The sequence below is a fragment of the Microbacterium aquimaris genome, assembly GCF_039531285.1.
Classification (GTDB): domain Bacteria; phylum Actinomycetota; class Actinomycetes; order Actinomycetales; family Microbacteriaceae; genus Microbacterium; species Microbacterium aquimaris.
The window spans coordinates 146,937-165,463 of sequence record NZ_BAAAPT010000001.1 but is presented as its reverse complement, the minus strand read 5'-3'; the positions used below and the strand labels follow the sequence as shown (position 1 = coordinate 165,463).

Genomic DNA, 18,527 nt, shown 5'->3' with positions numbered 1-18,527 from the left:
GTCGGGCTACGTCGAGGCGGTCTGGCGGGTGCTCTTCCAGCCGAGGGACGGCGCGACGTGCGTGGCGAAGTTCTCCACCAGGCGCAGGTTGAACTCCACCCCGAGTTGGCTGGGGATGGTGAGCATGAGGGTGTCGGCGGACTGCACGGCGGCGTCCCCCAGGAGCTGGTCGACCAGAGCGTCCGGTTCGCCGGCGTACGTCTTGCCGAACGTCGAGCGCATCCCGTCGATGACACCGATCTGGTCATCGCCCTGAGCGCCGCCGAAGTACAGGCGGTCTTCGGCGGAGACGATCGGGAACACCGATCGGCTGACCGACACCCGCGGCGTGCCGGCATGCCCGGCCTCCCGCCAGGCGGCGCGGAACGCGTCGATCTGCTGTGCCTGGAGCAGATCGAACGGGGTGCCGTCGGCTTCGGTGAGGAGGGTGGAGGACATCAGGTTCACCCCGGTCCGTCCCGCCCATTCGGCGGAGTCGCGGTTGCCGGCGCCCCACCACACGCGCGAGCGCAACCCGTCGGACAGCGGCTCGATGTGCGCACGCCCGCCCACGCCGCCGAACGGTGAGCCCGGGTCGCCGTCTGCGAGCCCCTCGCCCTCGATCGCGCCGAGGAAGGTGACGAAGTGCGCACGCGCGATGTCGGCGCCGCGCGGATCCGCGGAATCGGTGTAGCCGAACGCCTCGTATCCGCGCACGACGGTCTCCGGTGATCCGCGGCTCACGCCCAAGGCGAGGCGTCCGTCGCTGATGAGGTCGACGGACGCGGCCTCCTCGGCCAGGTACAGCGGGTTCTCGTACCGCATGTCGATCACCCCCGTACCGATCTCGATGCGCTCGGTGCGCGCGGCGATCGCCGCGAGCAAGGGCATGGGGGAGGACTGCTGTCGGGCGAAGTGGTGCACACGAAAAAAGATGCCGTTCGCACCGAGTTCGTCCATACCCTGGGCGAGGTCGATCGCCTGATGCATCGAGTCCCGCGCGGTGAGTTGCCGGCCGCCTCCGAGGGGTCCGTAGTGTCCGAACGAGAGCGTTCCGAAGCGTTCCATGCCCGATGCAACCGCGGGAGACCGCAATCCATTCCCCTGGATGGATTCGGCGTCGTCCGCGGCGTTAGCACAGGTGCGGCGTGATGTCTCCCGCCCCGGGCGCGTCATCACGTGTCGGTAGGCTCGCGACACCGACGGAAGGAAGCCCACCATGACCACGCGAATCCTGCTCATCGGCGGCCACGGCAAGGTCGCCCTCCTGACCGAGCCGCTCCTGGTCGACGCCGGCCATCATGTCACCGCGGTCATCCGCAACCCTGATCACGAAGCCGACGTGCGGTCGACCGGAGCCACGCCGTTGCTGGCCGACGTGCAGTCGTTCGACGACGAGCAGATGCGCAACCTCGTCAGCGGCAACGACGTGGTGATCTGGGCGGCCGGCGCCGGCGGGGGCGACGCGGAGCGTACCTATGCGGTGGATCGTGACGCCGCGATCCGGTCGATGGATGCCGCGGTCGCCGCCGGCGCACGTCGGTACGTGATGGTGTCGTACTTCGGTGCGGGACCGGACCACGGCGTGCCCGAAGACCACGCGTTCTTCGCCTACGCCGAGGCGAAGTCGGCCGCGGACGAGCACCTGCGCGGCGCGGAGCTGGATTGGACGATCCTCGCCCCCAGCGCGCTCACGCTCGACGACGGCACCGGCATGATCGACGCGGCCGCCGAGGAGGCCGGCTCCGTCCCGCGCGCAGACGTCGCGGGTGTGATCGCCGCGTCCCTCGCCGACGACTCGACGATCGGCAGGACGATCCGCTTCAACAGCGGCACGACCCCGATCGCCGAGGCCATCGGAGGCTGAGATCGTGGCGATGGACCGGTCGGGGCAACTGGTCGTCCGGGGGATGAGCCCGGCCGATTGGCCCGCCGTCGAGGCCGTCTATGCCGAGGGGATCGCCGAGGGGGAGGCCACCTTCGAAGCGATGACACCGACATGGGAGGCGTTCGACGAGGGGCGACTCGACGTGGGCCGACTCGTGGCGGTCGACCCGGTCGACGACACCGTCGTCGGGTGGGTCGCGGCGTCTCGGGTCTCTTCGCGTGCGGCGTACGCGGGCGTGGTCGAGCACTCCGTCTACGTCTCTTCGCGCGCACGCGGCCGTGGTGTGGGCCGGGTCCTCCTGCAGGCCTTCCTGGATGCCTCCGAGGCCGCGGGCGTGTGGACCGTGCAGTCCAGCGTGTTCCCGGAGAACAGGGCGAGCGTGCGATTGCACGAGTCGCTGGGCTTCCGTGTGATCGGACGCCGCGAGCGGATCGCGCGGAGCGTCGTGGGCCCTCGGGCCGGGCAGTGGCGCGACACCCTGCTGGTCGAGCGGCGCAGCGACGCGGTCGGCCGCGACGACAGCTGACGAGCCTTTCGAGACGGTAGAAGCGCTGCACCTTCGTGGGGTGCAGCGCTTCTTCCGTGGCGGAGGATAGGGGATTCGAACCCCTGAGGGCTTGCACCCAACACGCTTTCCAAGCGTGCGCCATAGGCCACTAGGCGAATCCTCCATGGCCGGTGAGGGCCGCGGACCATCCTAACGCACGTGCGGAGCGGGTCTTACGTCCGCGCCCGTGCACCGGCCCCGGCGAAGGCGCTACCGGGGCGCATGACGAGCGATCGCGGCGTGGCGACGGCGAGGATGCGTCTCGCGATCGGCGCGCTGCGCAGCAACTCCGACGCCGACGCCGCGGCGGCGTCCGCGAGGGTCTCGGGCGCTGCGGAGGCGACCGTGCCGGACGGGGCGTAGCTGGCGCGTTCGACCGCTTCGACGAGGACGGCCAGGGCCGCGGAGGGTGCGCCGTGATCTTCGACCAGGCGCGCGGCCAGCGTGCGGGGGGTGTCGCCGGCCGGCACCGGGATACCGAGGTCGATCGCCGCGTCCTGCACCACCGACCACGCCGCGACGGCGTCGCCGGCTCGCGCTGCGCCGAGCAGGCGCCGCGTCCGTGCGGCGCGCAGGAGTCCGGGCGCGGCGAGCAGGAGGAGCAACGCGGTCACGACGCCGACGACCGGCACCGCGCCCCCGGACTCGCCGCGGTCGCCGAGGGCCTGACCTTCTTGCGGGCCGGTCTCCTCGGGCAGGAGGGTGGGGGTGGGGGTCGGGTCCGCGTCGTCGGTCTGTGCGGCGTCGCCCCGATCGGCGGCGGGGCCGGTCAGCGAGGTCGCCGCGGAGAAGTTCGTCGGCGTTCCGAGGCTGTTGGTCGGCTCGAACGAGATCCAGCCGAGACCCTCGAAGTGGATCTCGGGCCAGGCGTGCAGTTGCGACGAGGACACCGAGTAGACGGTCTGCCCCTCGATCGCGTCTGTCGTGGAGGTGCCGGGCAGGTAGCCGACGACGATGCGACTGGGCATGTCGAGGACGCGGGCCATCAGCGCGAAGGCGCCCGCGTAGTGCACGCAGTACCCCTCCTTCTGCTCGAGGAACTGCGCGACCGCCTCCGCGCCGGTGCCGTCGAAGCCGTCGTCGACGGGGGCGTCCAGGGAATAGCGGAACTCGGAACCGCGGAACCATGCCTGCAGCGCGATGAGCGCGTCGTAGTCGTTGGATGTGCCGGCGGTCACCTCGCGTGCGAGGTCGCCGACGATGTCGGGGAGACCCTCGGGGAGCTGGGTCAGTTCCGGTCGCAGGCCCGACGGCGAGGCGTCGTAGGTGCGGATCTGTTCGCGCGTGGGGCGGGGCACCTGCGTGAGGACCTCGTACTCCTGATCCTGGGTGCGGCCACCGTCGCTGATGACCGTGCGGTTGTCGGCGACGGTGGACCAGTCGCCGTCGAGCCCGGTGACACCGACCGCGGGGAAGGGCATGGGAAGCCACGTCGATGCGAGATTCTGGATCGACACGTCTGTGGTGTATTCCTCGAGTCGGATCTCCGAGGCCACCGAGACGGACTCCATCTCGGTCTGGTCGTCGAGGACCTCGGCCTCATCCTCGTCCGGCAGCCACACCGCGCCGTCGAAGGTCGACAGGGTCGTGGCGCGCAGGTACGGCGGCAAGGGCGAGGTGCTGTACATGCGGAGCACCTCGACCTCGCGCGGCCGGCGCAGGTCGTCGCCGAGTTGGAGCGTCGCGTCGATCCCACTGCCGACGTTCACGCCCCCGGGTGCGCTGCGGGCCAGTGGCTGCGGGAGCGAGGGGGCGACCACGAGGGTGACGACGACGGCGACGACTCCGATACCGGCGGCCGTCGCCGGTACGCCCGCGCCGCGGGTGGCCGCGCGCGCCTTCGGCGCCTGACGCGAGAGGGTGTCCACCCGCATCAGGAACAGGATCGAGGCCGACAGCAGCACGAACGCGACCACGTCGATCTCGTCGGGGACCACGATCGACGGGATGAGGGAGACGGCGATGAGGGCGACGCCGGCCAGGAGGGGCATCCGTGCCGTGACCACGACGTGGTCGACGACGATGGCCAGCAACCCCACCGACGCGACGATGAGGAACGCCAGCGGGGAGCCGGCCCGCAGGGGTGCCGCGCCGTAGGTGATCTCCTCCGCGGCGGTCGCGAGGAGGCGGAACAGCTCGTCCACGGTCTCGGTGGTCGGGATCACCCACAGCAGTGCCGTGTCGCGCAGGAAGAACAGCATGACCAGAACGGCCCAGACGCCGGTTTCGATCAGCGTCACGGCCAATGCGGCCAGTCCGGCGCGGCGCGCGAGGTAGCCGGAGGCGAGGGCGGCGACGATCAGGACGACGGTACCCGGCATCCATTGCCCGGGCAGGACCACCCGTGTCAACGGCAGGAGTGCGGCCACCACCGCGGCGGCCACGCCGAGGGGCAGCAGGACGGCCACGGCCGTGCGATCTCGGGCCGTGACACCTGGATCAGGCGACATGATCGCCCACGAGTCGTTCGCCGACCGATGCCCACGCACCCGACGGATCGCCGTCGACCGGGATCGACGCGGCATGCCACCCCGCGTCCTCCGCCCGCGCGAGGGCGTCGCCGCGCGGTGCGACCGCCAGCACCATCGGCAGGGTGCTGTGGTGGGCGACCGGGGCCACCGCCACCACGTCGGCCGGATCGAAGCGACCGACGATGAGGACCACCGGTCCGCTCATCCCTCCCGTGAACACGGGAGCCAGCCGGGCGAGGTGGTCGTCGGGGTGGGCCACCAGTGTGGCGAAGCGGATGGTGAGATGCTCGACCTCCCCCATGTCGCCCGCGTCGATGCGGTCGGACAGGGCCGTCCCGTCGCTGTCGATCACGTCGACGCCGTACCCGTCGTGCACGAGCCGTGCGACGACGGACACGCACGTCGACACCGCGGTCTCGAACGCCGGGTCGGTGCCCGGTGCGGTCATGGCTTCGGGGGACCATCGCAACGTGCCCAGGTCGAAGACCACGGTCGCTTCCGGAGTGGATTCCTGCTCCTCCTGGCGGACCATCAGCTCGTCGCGGTGCGCGGTCGCCCGCCAATGGATGCGCCGCATCGAGTCGCCTGATTGATAGGGGCGGGCGACGAGGTTGTCGGCGCCCTGTCCCAGGTGCAGGTCGGCTGTGAGCCTGCTTCCGCCCGATGCCCCGCCAGCCTCCGGCAACCCGGGGAGCTCGACGACGGCGGGGGTGACCGTCACGTCGGTGCGTTCGCCGCGCAGGGTGCGTCGGCGCGCAAGACCGAACGGATCGGTCGTCGTGAGCGCGAGCGGACCCAGCGTGTGGATGCCGCGGGTGACCCCCGTGACGGTGTAGGACCGCTCGATCGCACGCGGTGCACCCCGAAGACCGGATGCGAGCGCGGGGAAGGCGCCGGTCGCCGCGCCCATCAGGCCCGTGGGTAGGGAGTCCTCCCACGTTCCCGGAGGGGTCGGGACGGCCGTCCGGATCGCGACCCGTGCCGTCACGACGGCGGTCTCCCCGACTCCGACGGTCTCGGGGACCATCGTGCGTTCCACCGCGCCGGTGCGGCGTGTCAGGAACAGGGAGAGCACCGCCGCGGCCAGGACCGCGAAGAGGAGGACCCCGAAGTAGAGCAGCTCGACCAGGCCGAGCTCGCCGGCGGCGACGAGGCATCCGACGGCCAGGATGAGCGCACCCGTCCCGCGGGTGGTCAGCGGCCACAGACGTCTCATGCTCACCTCACGCGCGGGTCGCCAGGGGCACGCGTACCGCGGCCGCGATCGTCTCCAGCACGCTCGTGACGGCGTCTGGTCCGGATCGGGAACGAGAGCCGCCGGCCGCGCGGGTGGGGATGAGGCGGTGCGCGAAGACGGGGGCCAACAGCGCCGTGACATCGTCGGGGATGACGAAGCCGCGTCCGTCCAGGGCCGCCCACACCTTCGCGGCCCGGACGAGTTGCAGGGTGGCCCGGGGGCTCGCGCCCAGCCGCAGATCGGGATGGGTGCGGGTCGCCGCGGCCAGGGCGACCGCGTACTCCTCGATGGCCGGCGCGACATGGACCCGCCGCGCCCAGGCGATCAACTGCTCGACCTGCGCGGCGGTGACGACCGGCGTGACACCGCGCAGCGGATTGACCGTCTCGCGCTGCCGCAGCATGAGCGCTTCGGCCGCGGCATCCGGATACCCCATCGAGATGCGCATCATGAATCGGTCGCGCTGCGCCTCCGGCAAGGCGTAGGTGCCCTCCATCTCGAGCGGGTTCTGGGTCGCGACGACCAGGAACGGCTCGTCGAGCTCGTGCGACATCCCGTCGACGGTCACCTGATGCTCCTCCATCGCCTCCAGCAGGGCGGACTGGGTCTTGGGGGAGGAGCGGTTGATCTCGTCGGCGATGACGATGTTGGCGAAGATCGCCCCCGCCTTGAACTCGAATTCGCGGGCGACGGGGTTGAACACGCTCACGCCTGTGACGTCGCCGGGCAGCAGGTCCGGGGTGAACTGGATGCGGCGCACGCTCGCGTCGACCGAGGCGGCGAGCGCCCGGGCGAGCATCGTCTTGCCGACCCCGGGGACGTCCTCGATGAGGAGGTGGCCTTCGGCCAGCAGGCAGACCAGCGCGGAACGGACCGCGTCGGGCTTGCCGTCGATCACGCGTTCGACCGACCCGACGATGGCGCGGGTCGTCTCGGCGAAATCCTCGGCCGATGTGATCGTCGCCGCACCGCCGACGTGCCCGGTGATGGTCCTGTCAGTCACTGGGACTCCCCTCGCCCGCGGTGGCGCGAGCCTCATCGCCCACGCGTCGATCGTAACAACGCGTGGTGACTTCGGGGCCCGAACCGCCTCGGCTCGACGCACTCGCGAGAACCGTTAGACTGGGGACAGCTCTCCGCGAGGCGGCATCCAGGCCAACTCCCCCAGGACGGAAACGTAGCAAGGGTAACCGGGCTCTGCCGGGTTCGCGGAGAGTCTTACTTTTCCCGCGACCTGGTGCGTCGGAGCCCGCCGATGGCGACGCAGGTGTCGGTGCGGTCGCTGAACATCCGGCGAATTCAGGTGCCCGCCGGGACACGCCGCCTAGGCTGGGGACGTGACGCAGAGCATCTACATCACGTCCGCCGAAGGCCATTCGGGCAAGTCGACCGTCGCGCTCGGGCTCCTGGAGACCCTCGGGCACGCGACGCCGAAGGTCGGCGTCTTCCGCGCGATCGCCCGATCGACCACCGAGCGCGACTACGTGCTCGAAATGCTCCTCGCGCACGACGGTGTCGACCTCGACTACGACGATTGCATCGGCACGACCTACGACGATGTGCGGCGCGACCCCGACGCGGCTCTGTCCGCCGTCGTCGAGCGGTACAAGGCCGTCGAGGCCCAGTGCGATGCGGTCGTCATCGTCGGCAGCGACTACACCGACGTGGGAAGCCCCGCCGAACTCGCCTACAACGCGCGCATCGCCGCGAACCTCGGGGCCCCGGTGCTCCTCGTGCTGGGCGGCCGGGCCGCGCAGGGCCAGCCGGAGCAGCTCGGTTCCACCGTGCCGCGCACCCCGGACGAGATGGGCCAGATCGCCGCGCTCGCCGTCACGGAGCTGCTCCACGAGCGTGCCGAGCTGTTCGCCGTCGTGGCCAACCGGGCGGGCGAAGACCACCTCACCGAGACGGTCGGGGCCGTGCGGGCCTCGGTCAACGCCTCCATCGCGTCGCACCCGCGGGCCGATCAGGCCGAGGTGCCGGTGTGGGCCATCCCCGAGGACCGGTTTCTCGTGGCCCCCTCGATCCGAGGGATCATGCGGGCGGTCGACGGTGAACTGCTCGCCGGTGACCCGGACCTGCTGACCCGACCCGCCCTCGGTGTGGTCGTGGCGGCCATGTCGATCGTCAACGTCCTGCCGCGCCTGTACGAGGGCGCGGTGGTCGTGATCCCCGCCGACCGCGCCGAAGTGCTCCTGGCGACACTGCTGGCAAACGCCTCCGGGACCTTCCCCTCCATCGCGGGCATCGTCCTCAACGGCGGGTTCGAGTTGGCGGAGCCGGTCCGCCGGCTCCTGGACGGTCTGGGCTCCAAGGTCCCGATCATCACCTCCGACCTGGGCACCTACGAGGCCGCCGTCCGGATCATGTCGACGCGCGGCCGGCTCGCGGCCGACTCGCAGCGTCGCTATGACACGGCGCTGTCGCTGTTCGAGAACCACATCGACACGACCGAGTTGCTGCGTGCCTTCGGTGTCGCTCGCGCGACGGTCGTCACGCCGTTGATGTTCGAGTTCCAGCTGATCGAACGCGCCCGCGCCGCGCGGAAGAAGATCGTGCTGCCCGAAGGAGACGACGACCGCGTGCTCCGGGCGGCCGCGACGGTGCTCAAGCGCGGCATCGCCGATCTGGTCATCCTGGGCGAACCCTTCGAAGTCCGCGCGCGGGCGCTGGAACTGGGCATCGACATCCAGGCCGCCGAGGTGCTCTCCCCGTTCGACGCGGTGCACGTGCACAAGTTCGCCGACGCGTACACCGAGCTGCGCGCGCACAAGGGGATGACGTTCGAACGTGCCGCCGACACGGTCACCGACGTGTCCTATTTCGGCACGATGATGGTGCACCAGGGGCTCGCCGATGGAATGGTCTCCGGTGCCGCGCACACCACGGCGCACACCATCCGGCCGGCGTTCGAGATCATCAAGACCAAGCCGGGGGTCTCGGTCGTCTCGAGCGTGTTCCTCATGGCCCTCGCGGACCGGGTGCTCGTCTACGGCGACTGCGCGGTCATCCCGGACCCCACCAGCGAACAGCTCGCCGACATCGCCGTCACATCTGCCGCGACCGCGACCCGGTTCGGGATCGAGCCGAAGGTCGCGATGCTGTCCTACTCCACCGGCGAGTCCGGGACCGGCGCGGATGTCGACAAGGTGCGGGCGGCGACAGCCCTCGTGCGCGAGCGTGCGCCGGAGCTCCTCGTCGAGGGGCCGATCCAGTACGACGCCGCCGCGGACGCGGCGGTGGGTGCCGCCAAGCTCCCCGGATCGGAGGTCGCCGGGCGCGCCACGGTCTTCGTCTTCCCCGATCTCAACACCGGCAACAACACCTACAAGGCCGTGCAGCGCTCGGCCGGTGCGGTCGCCATCGGCCCGGTGCTGCAGGGGCTGAACAAACCGATCAACGACCTGTCGCGCGGTGCGCTGGTGCAAGACATCGTCAACACCATCGCGATCACCGCGATCCAGGCGCAAGGGAAGTGACATGACACCGGTCCTCGTCATCAACAGCGGTTCGTCGTCGTTCAAGTACCAGCTCATCGACATGGTCGATGAAAGGGTCCTCGCCTCGGGCCTGGTCGAACGGATCGGTGAGGAGGGCGGCTCGGCCACCCACACCGTCTTCTTCCACACCGAGGAGGGGCCGGCACCCGCAGTGCGTAAGGCCACCTCGACGATCGAGGCGAGCATCCCGACCCATACCGCGGGCTTCGACGTGATGACGCGGGCCTTCGCCGAGCACGGTCCCTCGCTCGAGGAAGACCCGCCGATCGCCGTGGGGCACCGCGTCGTGCACGGCGGCGCGCGCTTCTTCGAGCCGACCCTGATCACCTCGTTGGTCGAGATCAACATCGACGAGCTCGCCGTCCTGGCCCCGTTGCACAACCCGGCGAACCTGCAGGGGATCACCGCGGCGAAGAAGGCGTTCCCCGACGTGCCGCACGTCGCGGTGTTCGACACCGCGTTCCACCAGACGCTGCCGGCGGCGGCCTACACCTACGCCATCGATGCGGAGCTGGCCGCCGCACACCGCGTGCGCCGATACGGATTCCACGGCACGTCGCACAAGTTCGTCAGCGAGGCCGTGGCGCGGTTCGTGGACCGCCCCCTCGCAGAACTGCGCCAGATCGTGTTCCATCTCGGGAACGGGGCGTCGGTCGCCGCGATCGAGGGCGGAGCGTCGGTGGAGACCTCCATGGGACTCACACCCCTCGAAGGGCTCGTGATGGGAACGCGGTCCGGCGATCTCGATCCCGCCGTCTTGCTCCACCTCGCGCGGCGCGCGGGGATGACCGTGGACGACCTCGACACCTTGTTGAACAAGCGCAGTGGGATGCTCGGACTCGCCGGGGTCTCCGACATGCGTGATATCCAGGCCGGCATCGCGCGTGGCGACGAGGCGGCCGTGCTCGCGTTCGACGTCTACGTCCACCGGCTGCGGGCCTATGCCGGCGCCTATCTGGCACAGCTCGGCGGCGTCGACGTGATCGCGTTCACCGCGGGCGTGGGCGAGAATGTCCCCGCGGTGCGCGAGCAGGCCCTGGCCACGCTCGGCTTCGCCGGGGTGCGGGTCGACCCCGATCGCAACGCGTCGCGCGAGCGCGGCATCCGGGTCATCTCGACCGACGACTCGACGGTGACGGTGTTGGTGGTCCCCACCGACGAGGAGCTCGAGATCGCCCGGCAGACGCTCCAGGTCGCGCGTGGCTGAGCCGGACCGTACCTCGCACGGCCACCGATCCCCCTAAGCTGGCCACAGGCGCGAAGGTGTGCCCGTCCCGTCCGCCCCCGCGAGGAGGTCCCGTGTCTTCCCCCGCCCTGCCCGACCTGACGGCCTACGACGCCGTGCTCTTCGATCTCGACGGGGTCCTCACCCCGACCGCCGAGGTGCACATGCACGCGTGGCGGACGATGTTCGAGGAGCTCTTCTCCCACTGGGGGATCGAGCCGCCGTACACCGAGCGCGACTACTTCGACCACCTCGACGGCAAGAAGCGGTATGACGGCGTCGCCGCGCTCCTGCACAGCCGCGATGTGGAGGTGCCCTGGGGTGAGCCGTCCGACCCGACCTCGGCCGACACCGTGTGCGGCATCGGCAACCGTAAGAACGACGTCTTCGCACGCGTGCTGCGCGCGGAGGGCATCGCCCCGTACCCGGGGTCGGTCCGCCTACTGGACGCGCTCGCCGCCGTCGACATGCCGGTCAGCGTCGTGTCGAGCTCGAAGAACGCCGAAGAGGTGCTCGCCGCCGCGGGGATCCGCGATCGCTTCCCGGTCGTGATGGACGGCGTCATCGCCGAACGTGACCACCTGGCCTCCAAGCCCGCTCCGGATGTGTTCGTGACCGCCGCCCGCATGATGCAGGTCGCCCCGGAACGCAGCGTCGCGGTGGAGGATGCCATCAGCGGCGTGCAGTCCGCGGCGGCGGGCGGTTTCGGTCTCGTCGTGGGCGTCGACCGCGGAGCGGGCGAGGAGGCGTTGCGCGCCGCCGGTGCGCACGTCGTCGTCGCCGATCTGGCCGAGTTCGTCACGGAGGCACCCGCATGATCGACCGCGACCGGTTCCCCGCCGACCCCTGGCGTCTGGTCGAGACACGTGTCGACATGTCCGACATCGGTGTCACCGAGACGCTCTTCGCCGTGGGCAACGGCTACCTCGGTCTGCGCGGCAACTCCCCCGAGGGCAGGCACGGGCACGAGGACGGCACGTTCATCAACGGCTTCCACGAGACCTTCCCGATCCACCACGCCGAGCGCGCGTACGGCTTCGCCGAGGTCGGTCAGACCATCGTGAACGCACCGGACGCGAAGGTCATGCGCGTCTACATCGACGACGAACCGCTGTCGTTGGACCTCGCCGACGTGCGCGAGTACGAGCGCGTGCTGGACATGCGCGACGGTGTGCTGCGCCAGCGCATCCTGTGGGTCACCCCGTCGGGCAAGGAGGTGCTGATCGAGGACGAGCGGATGGTCTCGTTCGAGGAGAAGCACCTGGCGGTGATGCGCCGGACGGTGACCGTGCTCAATTCCGACGCGCCGGTGACCATCTCGTGCCAGCTGCTGAACCGGCAGGACGGAGAGGACGTCTACGGCGGGATCCCGAACGCCACGAAGAAGTCGGGTTGGGACCCGCGCAAGGCCGAGCGCATCCAGGACCGTGTCCTGCAGCCGCAGGAGTACTGGCAGGACCATGACCGTTCCGCGCTGTCGTTCCGCGTCTCGGAGTCGGGGATGACCATCGCGGTCGTCGCCGACCATGAGATCGAGACGGAGAACGACTACGACGCGCGGCGACTGATCGAGCCGGACATCGCGAAGAACGTCTTCCGCGTGAACGCCCGCGCCGGGGTGCCGACGACGGTGACGAAGTTCGTCAGTTACCACACCTCGCGCGGTGTGCCGGCGCGGGAGCTCGTGGACCGTGGGCGTCGTGTCGTCGACCGCGTGTGCGACCTGGGCTACGACGCGCTCTTCGCCGCGCAGCGGTCGTGGCTGTCGGACTTCTGGGAGCGCTCGGACGTGCGCATCGGCGGCCAGGACGACATCCAGCAGGCGGTGCGCTGGTGTCTGTTCCAGCTCGCCCAGGCGGCTGCGCGCGCCGACGGCATGGGCGTGCCCGCCAAGGGGATGACCGGATCGGGCTACAGCGGTCATTACTTCTGGGACACCGAGGTGTACATCATGCCGTTCATGGCGTACACCAGCCCGTTGTGGGCGCGAAACGCGCTGCGTATGCGCTACCTCATGCTCCCCGCCGCACGTCGCCGCGCGCGGCAGCTGAATGAGGCCGGAGCGCTGTTCCCGTGGCGCACCATCAACGGGGAAGAGGCATCGGCGTACTACGCCGCCGGCACCGCGCAGTACCACATCAACGCCGACATCAGCTTCGCGGTGGCGAAGTACGTGCGGGCCACCGGGGATGAGGAGTTCCTCTACCGGGAGGGCGTCGACATCGCCGTCGAGACCGCGCGGCTGTGGACCACCCTCGGTTTCTGGCGCTCGAGCAACGGCCACGGCGAGGACTCGTTCCACATCCACGGCGTGACCGGGCCCGACGAGTACACCACCGTCGTCAACAACAATCTCTTCACCAACGTCATGGCGCGCTTCAACCTGCGTTTCGCAGCGCGCACGGTCGACGAGATGGCCGAGAACGATCCCGAGGCGTACCGCCTCATGGTCGAGCGTCTCCGCCTCGATCCGACCGAGGCGGAGACGTGGGACCGTGCGGCCGAGGCGATGCACATCCCGTACAGCGAGACGCTCGGGATCCACCCGCAGGACGAGGTCTTCCTCGACCGCGAGGTGTGGGACCTCGAACACACCCCCGACGAGCAGCGTCCGTTGCTGTTGCACTTCCACCCGCTGGTGATCTACCGGTACCAGGTGCTCAAGCAGGCCGACGTCGTGCTGGCGTTGTTCCTGCAGGGGAACCACTTCTCGCCCGAGGACAAGCTCGCCGACTTCGAGTACTACGATCCGCTGACCACGGGCGACTCGACCCTGTCGGCGGTCGTGCAGTCGATTCTCGCCGCGGAGGTCGGCTACCAGGATCTGGCGTTGCAGTACTTCTCGCAGTCGCTGTTCGTCGATCTCGCCGACCTGCACCACAACGCCTCCGACGGCGTCCACGTCGCGTCGGCGGGCGGCGTGTGGACAGCCCTCGTCTCCGGCTTCGGGGGTATGCGCGATCACTTCGGGGAGCTGTCCTTCGACCCGCGTCTGCCGGCTGACTGGCCCGAGTTGGCCTACACGTTGCACTGGCAGGGCACCCGGTTGAGCGTGTCCGTGCGCCCGCACGAGCTGCGCATCTCCGCCGGCGAGGGCGACCCGGTCGCGTTCACCGTCCGCGGTGCGTCATATGTCATCGAGGGCGGGGGAGAGGTCGTCGTGCCGCTGCCCGATCAGGGGCCGCTCATCCCGGGCCGTCCCTCGATCCGCAGCTTCCTCGACGCCCGGCGCGAGGACGGCACGCTGCTGTCGGCGTCCGTGCCCGCGATGACCACGGCGATCCCGGTGCTCGGCGACGGCGAGGAGGTCGAGGAGGGCGCCCCGGCCTGACCCGACTCGCCACGATGTCGGAGCGACGCCGTAGGCTGTCTGGGTGACCACCGCCCTCTACCGCCGCTACCGCCCCGAGGCGTTCGGGGAGATGATCGGACAGTCTCAGGTCACCGAGCCGCTGATGACCGCGTTGCGCGGTGACCGCGTCGGTCATGCCTACCTGTTCTCGGGCCCCCGCGGGTGCGGCAAGACGACCTCCGCACGCATCCTGGCCCGCTGCTTGAACTGCGCGGAAGGCCCGACCGACACCCCGTGCGGCACGTGCGAGAGCTGCGTGGAGTTGGGGCGCGCCGGCGGTGGATCGCTCGACGTCGTCGAGATCGACGCCGCCTCCCACAACGGCGTCGACGACGCGCGCGACCTCCGCGAACGCGCCGTGTTCGCGCCGGCGCGCGACCGCTTCAAGATCTTCATCCTCGACGAGGCGCACATGGTGACGCCGCAGGGGTTCAATGCGCTCCTGAAGCTCGTCGAAGAGCCACCCGACCACGTCAAATTCATCTTCGCGACGACCGAGCCCGAGAAGGTCATCGGCACGATCCGGTCGCGCACGCATCACTATCCGTTCCGTCTGGTGCCGCCCGCGGCGATGCTCGCCTATGTCGAAGAGCTCTGCGCGAGCGAGGGCGTGGCCGTCGAAGCGGGCGTGCTTCCGCTCGTGGTGCGCGCCGGCGGCGGATCGCCCCGAGACACCCTTTCGCTGTTGGATCAGCTCATCGCCGGGTCCGACGTCGGCGAGCAGGGCGTGCTGGTGCGGTATGAGCGGGCGGTCGCGTTGCTCGGTTACACGCACGGTGAACTGCTCGACGAGGTCGTCCACGCACTTGGTGCACGCGATGCCGCGGCGGCGTTCGCCGCGGTCGACCGCGTCGTGCAGACCGGACAGGACCCGCGGCGGTTCGTGGACGATCTCCTCGAGCGGCTCCGTGATCTGATCATCATCGCGGCGACCGGGGACGACGCCGCGGCGGTGTTGCGCGGCGTCTCGGAGGAGGAACTGGCGAACTACACGCGGCAGGCGGACGCCTTCGGGGCGTCCCGCCTTTCGCGGACGGCCGATGTCGTGATCGCTGCTCTCGACGAGATGTCGGGGGCGACCTCGCCGCGACTGCAACTCGAACTCATGGTCGCGCGTGTGCTCACGGCAGCGGAGGCGCCTGCGCCGGCTCCCGCCGAGGGACCGGCGGCCCCGGCCGCCGCGGCGCCGACACCGAGCGCGGCACCCGTCGCGCCGCCCCGTCCCACCGGGGACACGCCTGTGGCGGCACCCGCGACCTCGTCGCCGGCGCCGCCCGCACCCGGCTCCGCGACCTCGTCGACCGCCGTCGCGGAGCCGACGCCCCCGGCCGAGCCGGTGGTCGTCTCGGGACCGATCACGACCGAGGTGGTCCGTGACCACTGGGACGCGGTGCTGGCGCGCCTGGAGGGCATCAGCCGATCCTCGTGGCTCATCGTGCTCGGAGCGCGGGTGGCCGATCTCACCGACGACGTGCTCACGCTGGCGTTCACGAGCAACGCCGACATCGCGAAGTTCAAGCAACGCACCGCCGGTGCCGGCCCGAGCGAAGACCTCCGCCAGGCGATCGTCGCCGTCCTGGGCATCCGGGTGAAATACCTCGCCAACCTCGACGACGGTGGTTCCGGTGGTTCCGGTGGTTCCGGTGGTTCCGGTGGTTCCGGTGGTTCCGGCGGTTCCGGTGGTCCGGGCGTGGAGCCGGGCGGCATGCCGGCCCCCGTTCGCCCGGCCGAGGCGTCACCGAGGGTGTCGGCACCGGCATCCGCCCGGGGGTCGGCGCCCGCGCAGGCGGCGGCGAGCCCCGTCACGGACTGGGCCGTCGCCCCGATCCCGCAGGATGACCCGTCGATCGGACGCGCGCCGTCGGGCGCCGTCCCCTCGGTGGGATCCTCTCTCGGGCAGCTGGCCGTCGACGACGACCCGGAGGACGCCCGAGCGGCGGTGCGCACGGCGACCATCGCCCCCGACCGCGAGGGCGACGTGCTGCCACGCGAGGCCACGACCGCCGTGTCGGACGACGATCGCGACGAGGACCCCGAGCTCGACACCGACGTGCGGCCCGCCGATGTCCCCGTGCCCCCGGTCGTCGCCCCGCCGTTGGCCACCCCCACCCCCGAACCGCGCGCCGCCGGTCGTGCTCCCCGGCGCGAGGGCGGCGTGCAGCGCTACGGCGAAGCGGTCGTGCGGCAGGTGCTGGGTGCGACCTTCGTGCGTGAAGAGCCCTACGAGGCGCCCACGAGGTTCAGCTGATGTACGACGGCATCGTCCAGAACCTGATCGACGAGTTCGGCCGCCTCCCCGGGATCGGGCCCAAGTCGGCGCAGCGCATCACGTTCCACATCCTCCAGACGCCCGGTTTCGATGTGTCCCACTTGGCCCAGCTCCTGTCCGAGGTGCGCGACAAGGTGCGCTTCTGCGAGATCTGCGGGAATGTCTCCGAGCAGGAGCGGTGCGGTATCTGCCGCGACCCGCGCCGCAACCTGACGTTCATCTGCGTGGTGGAGGACGCGAAGGACGTGGCGGCGATCGAGCGCACGCGCGAGTTCCGCGGGCTCTACCACGTGCTCGGCGGCGCCATCAGCCCGATCGCCGGCATCGGCCCCGACGACCTGCGCATCGCGCAACTCATGCAGCGTCTCGCCGACGGCACCGTGCAGGAGGTCATCATCGCCACGAACCCGAACCTCGAGGGGGAGGCGACGGCGACGTATCTGAGCCGGCTGTTGCAGACGCTGCAGATCTCGGTCACCCGCCTCGCGTCCGGTCTGCCCGTCGGCGGCGACCTCGAGTACGCCGATGAAGTGACCCTCGGGCGGGCCTTCGAAGGGCGCCGCGCCATCGGGTGAGTCCGCTCGTGACGGACCCGGGATCTCGCGCGGGTGTCAGCGGCGAAGGCGCACGCGCGCCTTGGAGACCGAGCCGAGCGACGCGCGCACGGGCTGCCCGAGGTAAATACCCAGCGACGCCCCCACGGCGAGACTGATGCCGACGACGGCCGCACCGACGAGCGTCTCGAACCCCACCAGCATGAGCGACCCCTCGTCCCCGGCCTCGACGATGCTCAGCAACCCGCGGAATACCGCGGCGCCGGGGACCATGGGGAGGATGGCGGCGATCGTGATGGCCACCGACGGCACGTGGAGTCGGTAAGCCGCGAGGACCCCGACGAAGCTGCCGACGAAGGCCCCGATGCCGCTCGCTGCGGCCGTGTCGAGTCCGATGGAGGAGGCGGCGAGGTAGCCCGCCCACGCAATGAGACTCAACACGGTGCTCACCACGATGATGCGGCGGCCGGCGCCGTTGTACACGGCAACGGCGACGGCGATGAGTCCCGCTCCAAGGAACTGCAGCGGGACCGCGCCCAGGGGGACCGCCTCATTGGGTGGGTCCATCCCCCGTCCGACGACGCTGGCCACTTCCAAGGCGGCCAGGATGCCGAGCACGACCCCCAACGTGTGCGTCGTCAGCTCGAGCATGCGCCCCATTGCGGTCAGGGCGAACCCGTCGATCGCATCCTGCGCCGCGCCGACGACGGTGAGACCGGCCAGCATCAGGACGATGCCGGAGGCGACGATCACCGATGGTCTGATGTCCTGCGCCCCGGGAAGGGGGGTCAGGGCGAGGAGCGGACTGAACGCAGCGGCCAGGGTGAGGACGAACGCCCCGGCGATCTGGCTGAAGAAGTACGGCACGTGTGCCTTCGCGAGCGCGTACTGGGTGAGAGCGGCCAGGATCGCGGCGACGAACGCGAGCACGATGACGATCCACGGCGCACCGAACATGATGGCGACGCCGACCGCGAGCATGCCCTGCGCGATCACGACCGCCGGCGGGCGGTACAGGAAAGGGGTGTGTCGGATTCGTCGGAACCGTTCCGACGCCGTCTGGGGATCCAGACCCGACCGGATGTCGCTGACCAGTGCCTGCACCCGCTGGAGTCGTTCGTGGTCCGGGGCCGCACCGCGCACCACACGCATGGACGTGATCGGGCGCGCCGCGCCCGGCCGGTGATAGGTCGCCGTGATCGAGTTGTAGCTGACTTCGACGTGGACTTGGTCGAGGCCGTAGGTGCCGGCGACGCGCACGATCGTGAGGGTGACCTCGCTCGCGGGGGCACCGGCGACCAGCATCGTCTCTCCGATGCGGATCGCGAGCTCGACGATCTGCGCGGCCAGAGCGTCGTCGATCACCGGGAACGCCTCGGTGAGGGTGTCGGTGGGCAGGTCACTGCGCACCAGGCTGCTCAGCGAGGGCAGCAGCTTGCGGCGGCGTGGGGCCATGCGGCCGCGACCTCCTGTGACTCGTTCGGCGACGGTCCTCCGGGCGCGGG

General features: G+C 70.5%; 13 protein-coding genes, 1 tRNA gene and 1 other RNA gene. 9 read left to right on the top strand and 6 right to left on the bottom strand.

Annotation, left to right across the window (positions count from 1 at the left end; all coding sequences use genetic code 11):
• Positions 1–6: 6 nt before the first annotated feature.
• Positions 7–1,047, bottom strand: a complete 1,041-nt coding sequence (locus tag ABD204_RS00815) for an LLM class flavin-dependent oxidoreductase (protein ID WP_194422836.1) — start codon at positions 1,045–1,047, stop codon at positions 7–9.
• A 151-nt stretch (positions 1,048–1,198) separates the two neighbouring features.
• Between ABD204_RS00815 and ABD204_RS00810 the strand changes: the two genes are divergently transcribed.
• Positions 1,199–1,846, top strand: a complete 648-nt coding sequence (locus ABD204_RS00810; protein ID WP_194422835.1) for an SDR family oxidoreductase — start codon at positions 1,199–1,201, stop codon at positions 1,844–1,846.
• 10 nt (positions 1,847–1,856) lie between these two features.
• Positions 1,857–2,393, top strand: coding sequence for a GNAT family N-acetyltransferase (locus tag ABD204_RS00805; protein ID WP_241747806.1), 537 nt, complete (start codon positions 1,857–1,859; stop codon positions 2,391–2,393).
• 57 nt (positions 2,394–2,450) lie between these two features.
• Here the strand turns inward: ABD204_RS00805 and ABD204_RS00800 are convergent.
• From ABD204_RS00800 to ABD204_RS00785, 4 genes are all read right to left on the bottom strand, one after another.
• Positions 2,451–2,538 (bottom strand) — tRNA-Ser (locus tag ABD204_RS00800).
• A gap of 49 nt (positions 2,539–2,587) precedes the next feature.
• A complete protein-coding gene (locus ABD204_RS00795; protein ID WP_344098266.1) occupies positions 2,588–4,864 on the bottom strand; it encodes a transglutaminase TgpA family protein in 2,277 nt (758 codons plus the stop codon).
• Positions 4,854–6,101, bottom strand: coding sequence for a DUF58 domain-containing protein (locus ABD204_RS00790; RefSeq protein WP_194422833.1), 1,248 nt, complete (start codon positions 6,099–6,101; stop codon positions 4,854–4,856). Before ABD204_RS00790 ends, ABD204_RS00795 begins: the two co-directional genes overlap by 11 nt.
• A gap of 7 nt (positions 6,102–6,108) precedes the next feature.
• Positions 6,109–7,125: an AAA family ATPase gene (locus ABD204_RS00785; protein WP_409264004.1), complete on the bottom strand. Its 1,017-nt coding sequence runs from the start codon at positions 7,123–7,125 to the stop codon at positions 6,109–6,111.
• Between the two features lie 124 nt (positions 7,126–7,249).
• Here ABD204_RS00785 and ffs point away from each other — a divergent pair.
• From ffs to recR, 7 genes are all read left to right on the top strand, one after another.
• Positions 7,250–7,346: signal recognition particle sRNA small type (gene ffs, locus ABD204_RS00780), an RNA gene on the top strand.
• A gap of 113 nt (positions 7,347–7,459) precedes the next feature.
• Complete coding sequence (gene pta, locus ABD204_RS00775) at positions 7,460–9,601, top strand: phosphate acetyltransferase (RefSeq protein WP_194422831.1); 2,142 nt, start codon at positions 7,460–7,462, stop codon at positions 9,599–9,601.
• A 1-nt stretch (position 9,602) separates the two neighbouring features.
• A complete protein-coding gene (locus tag ABD204_RS00770) occupies positions 9,603–10,829 on the top strand; it encodes an acetate/propionate family kinase (protein WP_194422830.1) in 1,227 nt (408 codons plus the stop codon).
• A gap of 92 nt (positions 10,830–10,921) precedes the next feature.
• Positions 10,922–11,665: an HAD family hydrolase gene (locus tag ABD204_RS00765; RefSeq protein ID WP_194422829.1), complete on the top strand. Its 744-nt coding sequence runs from the start codon at positions 10,922–10,924 to the stop codon at positions 11,663–11,665.
• Positions 11,662–14,178 (top strand): glycoside hydrolase family 65 protein, encoded by a 2,517-nt coding sequence (locus ABD204_RS00760; RefSeq protein WP_194422828.1) that lies wholly within the window; start codon positions 11,662–11,664, stop codon positions 14,176–14,178. Before ABD204_RS00765 ends, ABD204_RS00760 begins: the two co-directional genes overlap by 4 nt.
• Before the next feature lie 43 nt (positions 14,179–14,221).
• Positions 14,222–16,447 (top strand): DNA polymerase III subunit gamma and tau, encoded by a 2,226-nt coding sequence (locus ABD204_RS00755; RefSeq protein WP_194422827.1) that lies wholly within the window; start codon positions 14,222–14,224, stop codon positions 16,445–16,447.
• Positions 16,447–17,043 (top strand): recombination mediator RecR, encoded by a 597-nt coding sequence (gene recR / locus ABD204_RS00750; protein WP_194422826.1) that lies wholly within the window; start codon positions 16,447–16,449, stop codon positions 17,041–17,043. The genes ABD204_RS00755 and recR overlap by 1 nt, the downstream gene beginning before the upstream one ends.
• A gap of 36 nt (positions 17,044–17,079) precedes the next feature.
• On the opposite strand, the gene ABD204_RS00745 is transcribed toward recR, so the two are convergent.
• On the bottom strand, positions 17,080–18,477 hold the full coding sequence (locus ABD204_RS00745; protein ID WP_194422825.1) for a threonine/serine exporter family protein: 1,398 nt from the start codon (positions 18,475–18,477) through the stop codon (positions 17,080–17,082).
• Between the last annotated feature and the right edge of the window lie 50 nt (positions 18,478–18,527).